Consider the following 1,193-nt stretch of genomic DNA (forward strand, 5'->3'; position numbering starts at 1 on the left):
CTGGCCCAAGGCCTGAAAGCGATCGGTCTGAACGTCGAGCAAGAAAACTTCTTCGACACCCTGACGATTGCCACTGGCGCCAACACCGCCAAGCTGCACGAGCAGGCCCACGCCCAGCAGATCAACCTGCGCGTGGTCGATGCTGAACGTCTGGGCCTCTCCCTGGACGAAACCAGCACCCAGGCCGACGTCGAAATCCTGTGGGCATTGTTCGCCGCGGGCCAGACCCTGCCGGACTTCGCCGCCCTCGCCGCTTCCGTCTCCAGCACCATCCCGGCCACTCAGGTTCGCCAGTCGCCAATCCTCAGCCACCCGGTGTTCAACCGCTACCATTCGGAAACCGAGCTGATGCGCTACCTGCGCAAGCTCGCCGACAAGGACCTGGCCCTCGATCGCACCATGATCCCGCTGGGCTCGTGCACCATGAAACTCAACGCCGCCAGCGAAATGATCCCGGTGACCTGGGCTGAATTCGGCGCCCTGCACCCCTTCGCCCCGGCCGAACAAAGCGCCGGCTACCAGCAACTGACCGATGAATTGGAAGCGATGCTCTGCGCCGCCACCGGCTACGACTCGATCTCGCTGCAACCGAACGCCGGTTCCCAGGGTGAATACGCCGGCCTGCTGGCCATCCGCGCCTACCACCAGAGCCGTGGCGAAGACCGTCGCGACATCTGCCTGATCCCGTCGTCGGCCCACGGCACCAACCCGGCCACTGCGCAGATGGCTGGCATGCGTGTCGTGGTCACCGCCTGCGACGCCCGCGGCAACGTCGACATCGAAGACCTGCGCGCCAAGGCCATCGAGCACCGCGAACACCTCGCCGCGCTGATGATCACCTACCCGTCGACCCACGGCGTGTTCGAGGAAGGCATCCGCGAAATCTGCGGCATCATCCACGACCACGGCGGCCAGGTGTACATCGACGGCGCCAACATGAACGCCATGGTCGGCCTGTGCGCCCCGGGCAAGTTCGGCGGCGACGTGTCGCACCTGAACCTGCACAAGACCTTCTGCATTCCTCACGGCGGTGGCGGCCCGGGCGTCGGCCCGATCGGCGTCAAGTCGCACCTGACCCCGTTCCTGCCAGGCCATGCGCAAATGGCACGCAAGGAAGGCGCGGTCTGCGCGGCACCGTTCGGCAGCGCGAGCATTCTGCCGATCACCTGGATGTACATCCGCATGATGGGCGG

Annotated in this window: 1 pseudogene; it reads left to right on the top strand. The window is 65.7% G+C overall.

The window, feature by feature from the left end:
- Window positions 1-1,193: pseudogene (locus NPS56_RS30905) on the top strand (beta-eliminating lyase-related protein); the annotation flags it as partial.

Source organism: Pseudomonas putida, from assembly GCF_028682635.1.
Classification (GTDB): domain Bacteria; phylum Pseudomonadota; class Gammaproteobacteria; order Pseudomonadales; family Pseudomonadaceae; genus Aquipseudomonas; species Aquipseudomonas putida_AE.